Source organism: Thiocapsa sp. (genome assembly GCF_035467215.1).
GTDB lineage: Bacteria > Pseudomonadota > Gammaproteobacteria > Chromatiales > Chromatiaceae > Thiocapsa.
In genome coordinates, this window is the sequence record NZ_DATITZ010000366.1 from 24,432 (window position 1) to 31,341 (window position 6,910).

Below are 6,910 nucleotides of genomic sequence, written 5' to 3' on the forward strand. Positions count from 1 at the left end.
CCTCGCTCCCGCTCGGCACAACCTACGCCGACTCGGTCGTATCTTCGGCCTGATCCTCCGGAATCGCCTCCCGGAAACCGCATTCCTTTTGAGGACACACCTTGGAGGCCCCTTTGGTCTTGGTGGTCTTGATCGTCAAGACCGCCCAGCCGCACTTGGGGCAAGGCTCGGCGATGGGCTCGTCCCAGACGGCGTAGTCGCACTTGGGATAGGTGGAGCAGGAATAGAAGATCTTGCCCTTGCGTGATTTCTTCTTCTGTAGCGTCCCCTTCGTGCATTTAGGGCAGGTGACGCCGGTGTCTTCGGGCTTCTCCAGCGGCTCGATGTGCTTGCAGGTCGGGTAAGCGCTGCAGCCGATGAACTTGCCGTAACGTCCTCGCTTGATCTCGAGTGCCGAGTTGCAGAGCGGGCAGGTGCGGCCCTCGATCAGCTCGGGTGCATCCGCCTCGGACTTGTCTGGGTTGATGTCGCGCGTGTAGTCGCACTCGGGATAGTTGGTGCAGCCGATGAAGCGCCCGTTGCGTCCGAGCCGGATCGACAACTGACCGCCGCATTTTGGACAGTTCTCCTCGATGCGCTCCTGGGTGACGTCGCTGCGCTTGACCGACACCTCGGTGTGGTCGACACGCTCCTTGAAGGGTTTCCAGAACTGTTCGAGCAGGGGGATCCACTCGCCCTCGCCGCGCGAGACCGCATCCAGGTCGTCCTCCAGACGCGCGGTAAAGTCGTAGTCCACGTAGGAGGTGAAATATTCGGTCAGGAACCGGTTGACCACCCGCCCGACGTCGGTCGGCAGGAAGCGCTTGGCGTCCAGGACCACATATTCGCGATCCTGAAGGGTCGAGATGATGGATGCATAGGTCGAGGGACGACCGATCCCGTATTCCTCCAGCGCCTTCACCAAGGACGCCTCGGAGTAACGCGGCGGCGGCTCGGTGAAATGCTGCTCGGGGCGGATGGCGAGCAGATCCACCAAGTCCCCTGCTTTCATCTCGGGGAGCATGCGCTCCTCGTCGTCGTCGGCGCTCTTGGCATCGTCGCGACCTTCCAGGTAGACGCTCATGAAGCCGGGCTCGGCGACCGTCGAGCCGGTGGCGCGGAAGCGATTGCCTTCTCCCGCGCTCAGGGTGATCGCGACCTGGTTGATGAGCGCATGGGCCATCTGACAGGCCAGCGTGCGCTTCCAGATCAGCTCGTAGAGCTTGAACTGATCGGCGCTGAGATGGGCGCGGATCTCTTTGGGAACCTGATAGACCGAGGTGGGGCGAATCGCCTCGTGCGCCTCTTGGGCGTTCTTGGCCTTGGTCTTGTAGAACCTCGGTTGCTCGGGCAGATGAGCGGCGCTGTAGCGCTCCGTGACATAGGCACGGATCTCGTCCAACGCCTCTTGGGCGAGATTCACCGAGTCGGTGCGCATGTAGGTGATGAGCCCGATCGGCCCGCCGCCCACATCCACACCCTCGTAGAGCTGCTGGGCCACGCGCATGGTGCGCTGGGCCGTGAAGCCGAGCTTGCGCGCGGCCTCTTGCTGGAGTGTCGAGGTGATGAAAGGCGGCGCGGGATTGCGCTTGCGCTGCTTGCGCTCGACCTCCTCCACCTTGAGCGTGCCGGCGGCGGCCCGCTCGAGTGTCTCGTGGATGGTCGCGGCGCGCTCCCCGTCGACGACGGTGAATTGCTCGACCTTCTCGCCTTCGAATTCGACCAGCTTGGCGGTGAAGCGCCGCTCGTCCTTGGCGGCATCGGCCTCGATCGACCAATACTCCTGGCGGACGAACGCCTCGATCTCGTCCTCGCGCTCGCAGATCAGACGCAGCGCCGGACTCTGCACACGCCCGGCGGAGAGGCCCCGCCGGATCTTCTTCCACAACAGCGGCGAGAGGTTGAAGCCGACCAGATAATCCAAGGCACGACGCGCCTGCTGTGCGTTGACCAGGTCGTAGGAGAGCTCGCGCGGGTTGGCGACCGCCTCCTGTACCGCCCGCTTGGTGATCTCGTTGAAGACCACCCTGAACACCGGGCGCTTACCGATCTGGCGGCGGCTCTTGAGCAGCTCGTAGAGATGCCAGGAGATCGCCTCGCCTTCGCGGTCCGGGTCGGTCGCGAGATAGAGTGCGTCGGCGCCCTTGAGCTTCTTGGCGATCGCCTGGACGTGCTTCTCGTTGCGATCGATGATCTGGTACTTCATCGCGAAGCCGTTCTCGGTATCGACCGCGCCCTCCTTGGGCACCAGGTCACGGACATGACCATAAGAGGCGATCACCTCGAAGTCGGGTCCGAGGTACTTCTCGATGGTCTTGGCCTTGGCCGGAGATTCGACGATGACGAGATTCATGATGTCTGCAAGCGATACGGAAGCGAACGATTCGGGGTCTCTAGGGTAAACCCGGTTCGCATCGGCGCGTCAAGGGGAGTCGAAGAGATGGGCGGTGCCGAAAGGGTCCGTCGGATGGAAATTCAGGTCTCGGAAAGCCGAGGCGGAGACCGGAAAACGCGGGACGAAACGTCTCGCGGACCGGCGACTCCGACGACACGGCTCCGCTAAAGGACGAAAAGACGGTTCAAAAACAAGTAAAACAGCTCGACCTGAGAATGCCTTTGCCACGATTCTCGTTGTCGTTGTCGTTGTCGTTGTCGTAATCGAAAACGACAACGATGAGATTCGGTGCTCGATTTACTTCGGGCACGTTACGAAGAAATCATCGTCATACTAAAGACTTGAACCGCGTCGACTCCAACGCCTGTTTGCGCGTGAGACGCGGCGCCGACACGACGACTCAACAGGTCACGACGGACGCGGTTCAATGGAGGTAAACCGGCTCGTCGTTGTAAACCAGATCCTCCATCTGCGAGAAGGCATCCTCGCGACCGGGACGATTCATCAAGACCAGCAAGACGACCCACTTGACCTCGTCGAGCCCGACCAGGGCATGATCGATCGCGAGCAAGCGGTCGATCACCAGCTCGCGGCTGACGGGGTCCAGGATCCCGTTCTGCTCCAAAAACAGCAGCAGACCGCGCGCCTCGACATCCAGCTTGCTCGTCTCCGCCGCGTTGTAGACACGGATGGAGCCGAGGGTATGGTCGTGATACTGCGGGACATCGACCCCCGCAGCCAGCTCGTCGAGCCACAGCAGCGCCTTTTCGATCTCCGTGCGGGTGAAGCCGGCCTGAGCAAGCTCGTCCTCCAGCGCACCCTGATCGGCCGGGGGCTGACCCTCGCCGTCCATGTAGTTCTCGTAGAGATAGATCAGCACATCGACCATGTTTTCGTACATCAGCCAACCTCGTGGGCGGCGTCAGCCCGAAGGCTGACGGGAGCGGACTTCACGGGCATTCCATTCAGGCGTTCCGTCGGGGCAACCCGGAAGTCTCCGCTTAAGAACCGAGCCGGCAAAAGCGGCCTCCAGGGGCAGATGATACATGACCCTCCAGCTCCAGGACCAACAACATGGACGAGACCTCGCGCGCCGAGCGGCCGGTGCTTGCGATCAGCTCGTCGGGCGCCACGGGGTCGAATCCCATCGCGTCGAGCAAGGCGCGATAGTCCGCGTCCAGTGCCGCGGTCGCGCCGCGACCGACCGCTGCGCGGTCCTCGTCGGGCGCCGCGGACACATCGCCGGCACAGGCCGAAAGCAAATTGCGCAGCATCGGGGCCAGCTCGAGGAGGATCTCGCCGGGATCCTCGACCAGCTTCGCACCGTCGCGAATCAGCGCATGGCTGCCGCGCGAAAGTGGATTGCGGATCGAGCCGGGCACGGCAAAGACATCGCGACCTTGCTCGAGGGCAAAGCGTGCGGTGATCAGGGAGCCGCTCTTGAGCGCCGCTTCGGTGACCAGGACCCCGACGGAGAGTCCGCTGATGATCCGGTTGCGCCGCGGGAAATTCCGCGCCGACGGCCCCTGTCCGGGCGGAAACTCGCTGACCAGCGCACCGCGCTCGGCGACGCGCCGGGCCAGATCCCGATGCGTCGCGGGGTAGACCAGATCCGGACCTGTGCCCAGAACGGCGATGGTCCGCCCCGTCTCCAGCGCACCGGCATGCGCGGCGCCGTCGACACCGAGCGCCAAGCCGCTGGTGATCAGCAGGCCATCGGCGGCGAGCCGCCGGGCGAAGTCGCGGGTGATCTCGATGCCGGACGGGGTTGGATTGCGGCTGCCGACCACCGCGATCTGCGGCTCGGCGAGCAGCGCGGGATCACCGCGCACGTACAGCAGCAGCGGGGCATCCGGGATCTCGGCGAGCAACGGCGGATAGCGTGGATCGGCGCGTGTCAGCACGAAGGCGTCGGGCTGGTCGGCCCAGGCAAGGGTGCGCTCGAGCGCCGCGGCGTCCGGCTCTTTGAGCGCGGCGATCGCCGCGGGCGAGATCCCGGCTGCGGCGAGATCCTCTCGCGATGCCTGCGCGACCGCCCGCGGCGTGCCGTAACGCTCGAGCAATCGGGTTGCGGTGCGCGACCCGATGCCCGGCGCGGCGATGAGGACGACCCAGTCCGCGATCGAATCCGAGGAGACGCTCAAGGGGCGGGCGGTGCGACCCGGTCGCCGACGCTCATGGCCCGGTTGGCGTTGAGCACGAGCGCGAAGCTCACGCGATCGAAGCTTCGGAAGACCATGAGCAGACCGGCGCGTTGCATCGGACGGATATAGCTCGCGCGATCCCGACCGATGACCCCGTGCAGGGGGATCGGCTCGCTCGAGCCCGTCGGACTCTCGCTCCAGCCCTTCACCGAATAGTCGTTGCCGAGCCAGAACTCGCTGGTCCGGGGTCCGTCGCCTCTCCAGTTCCAATTCACGCCGCCGTCGCGGACCTTGTCGCGAACCGGCTCGCCGCCGCGAAAGACCTCCAGGACGTGGCCGGGCGCAAGCCGGTCGTGCGACCCGCGATTGAGGGTCACGATGTCGTATTGGCCGATCTGGGAGACGCCGTTCATCACCGAGAGGATCCGACCGCGCATTCCGGCCGGCGCAGGACGCGGGAAGAAGTTCTCCAGAGGGGCATCGAGCGAGGCCGGGATGACGCGATCGCCGATCGAGACCTCGCGCTCGGATCCCGTGACCCGCAGGATCGCGGGATCCCCGACGCGCTTGAGCACGGCATTGGCTACGAAGGTGGCCTCGTAGCCGAGGATGCGGTTGGTGTCCGGATCGCGCAGGGCATCGCCGGGGCGCAGGATCTCGAACTCGCCGACCGCGGTCGTGTCGATGCGACGCACGAAGACGTCGTCCGACGGCGCGGCAATGGTGCGACCGTCGGCGAAGCCGACGACGTAGGGTGCCCGCTTGATCTCATCCGACTCCGCCACCCAGGGCTGAGTCAGGAAGGCTGCGATGGATGCGACCGGGATCATCGGCACCGGGGCCTCGAGCGCGCTGACCCGCACCCGCGGACTCAAGCGCATGACACGCATGTCGCCGCTCGCCCCTGTCGCAGTGTCGCGCACGACCCGCGGCCGACCCTCGACATGCACCAGACGCAGCCGTTCTCCGGAGTAGATAAGGTCCGGATTGCCCGGATCGTCGTTGGCCTGCCAGATCTCGGGCCAGAGCCAAGGATCGCGCAGATAACGCCCGGCGATCGACCAGAGGGTATCGCCCGAGCGGACCTCGTAGACCTCGGGTGCGTCCTCGGCAAGCTCGAGCGCATGCGCCGTCGACGCCGGGGCGATGGCGAGCAGACCGATCAAGGCGCCGAAAACGACGTCTCCGAGGGTAAAACGAACGGTCACAGCACGCATCGGACCTCCCGGATGCTCGAAACGGGATTCACCCGGCCCCAATTCGGGGTGTAGTATGTTGCGGATACTAGCGCATGCGATGCGACCCCTTCTACTCGGCTCCCGACTCGACGTCTCCGTCGCCGGTCTCTCGCGGGACACGCTCCCCGAGAGATGCGATCACGCGAAAGACGAGATTCCCCGAGAGACGAGTCATCCCAGAACAGATTTTCCAGACGACATCCCGATGGCAAAGCTCGATATCCTGACCTTCCCGGACCCAAGACTCCGCCGCAAGGCCATCCCGGTCGCGCGCGTCGATGCCGATATCGTGCGGCTGGTCGACGACATGCTCGAGACGATGTATGCCGCACCCGGCATCGGCCTGGCTGCGATCCAGGTGAACGTGCCGCGCCGGGTCGTGGTGATCGACATCTCGGAGAACCACGACACGCCCCTGTGCCTGATTAATCCCGAGATCCTCTCGCGCGAGGGCGAAGAGCAGATGGACGAGGGCTGCCTCTCCGTCCCGGGATTCTTCGAGACGGTCAAGCGCGCCGAGCGGGTGCGCGTCCAGGCGCTGGATCGCAACGGCGAGTCCTTCACGCTCGACGCCGACGGCCTGCTCGCGGTCTGCATCCAACACGAGATCGATCATCTCGACGGCAAGCTCTTCGTCGACCACATCTCGATGCTCAAGCGCCAGCGCATTCGCCGCAAGCTCGAAAAGGAGCAGCGGCAAGCCGCGAGCGAGCCCGAGCAACGGCGAGGCGTGTTGTGACACGCATCGGAAAGGCCGCCGGTCCGCACGGCGATCGGGCGCGATGACCCCCCTGAGAATCATCTTCGCAGGAACGCCAGACTTCGCCGTTCCGAGCCTGGCCGCGCTCCTCGATGCGCCCGGCGAGCGGCAGGGAATGCCGCCCTTGGAGGTCGTCGCCGTCTACACCCAGCCGGACCGACCGGCCGGGCGCGGTCGACAGCTCCAGGCGAGCCCGGTGAAGGCGCTCGCCCTCACCCGCGGCCTGCCGGTCATTCAACCCGAGAGCCTCAAGAAGGATCCGGACGCCGTCGCGCAGCTGGCCGCCTTCCAGGCCGATCTGATGGTGGTCGTGGCCTACGGGCTGCTTCTGCCGGTCTCCGTGCTGGAAGCACCCCGCCTCGGCTGCGTGAACATCCATGCCTCGCTGATGCCG

The 6,910-nt window shown here is 65.1% G+C and carries 6 protein-coding genes; 2 read left to right on the forward strand and 4 right to left on the reverse strand.

Features of this window, described 5'->3' with window-relative positions:
• Positions 1-22 precede the first annotated feature (22 nt).
• From topA to VLR48_RS19970, 4 genes are all read right to left on the reverse strand, one after another.
• Complete coding sequence (gene topA / locus VLR48_RS19955) at positions 23-2,332, reverse strand: type I DNA topoisomerase (RefSeq protein ID WP_325293456.1); 2,310 nt, start codon at positions 2,330-2,332, stop codon at positions 23-25.
• A gap of 466 nt (positions 2,333-2,798) precedes the next feature.
• A complete protein-coding gene (locus VLR48_RS19960; protein WP_325293457.1) occupies positions 2,799-3,275 on the reverse strand; it encodes a DUF494 domain-containing protein in 477 nt (158 codons plus the stop codon).
• A gap of 100 nt (positions 3,276-3,375) precedes the next feature.
• On the reverse strand, positions 3,376-4,518 hold the full coding sequence (dprA, locus tag VLR48_RS19965; protein ID WP_325293458.1) for a DNA-processing protein DprA: 1,143 nt from the start codon (positions 4,516-4,518) through the stop codon (positions 3,376-3,378).
• A complete protein-coding gene (locus VLR48_RS19970; RefSeq protein ID WP_325293459.1) occupies positions 4,515-5,735 on the reverse strand; it encodes a LysM domain-containing protein in 1,221 nt (406 codons plus the stop codon). Before VLR48_RS19970 ends, dprA begins: the two co-directional genes overlap by 4 nt.
• 226 nt (positions 5,736-5,961) lie before the next feature.
• On the opposite strand from VLR48_RS19970, the gene def reads away from it, so the two are divergent.
• Together def and VLR48_RS19980 are read left to right on the forward strand one after the other, a co-directional pair.
• Positions 5,962-6,495, forward strand: coding sequence for a peptide deformylase (def, locus tag VLR48_RS19975; protein ID WP_325293460.1), 534 nt, complete (start codon positions 5,962-5,964; stop codon positions 6,493-6,495).
• A gap of 43 nt (positions 6,496-6,538) precedes the next feature.
• The coding region (locus VLR48_RS19980; protein ID WP_325293461.1) for a methionyl-tRNA formyltransferase at positions 6,539-6,910 on the forward strand (372 nt) is incomplete at its 3' end.

Coding starts and splice junctions, on each gene's coding strand:
- topA (WP_325293456.1), bottom strand. CDS start 2,332: ATGAATCTCGTCATCGTCGAATCTCCGGCCAAGGCCAAGACCATCGAG.
- VLR48_RS19960 (WP_325293457.1), bottom strand. CDS start 3,275: ATGTACGAAAACATGGTCGATGTGCTGATCTATCTCTACGAGAACTAC.
- VLR48_RS19970 (WP_325293459.1), bottom strand. CDS start 5,735: ATGCGTGCTGTGACCGTTCGTTTTACCCTCGGAGACGTCGTTTTCGGC.
- def (WP_325293460.1), top strand. CDS start 5,962: ATGGCAAAGCTCGATATCCTGACCTTCCCGGACCCAAGACTCCGCCGC.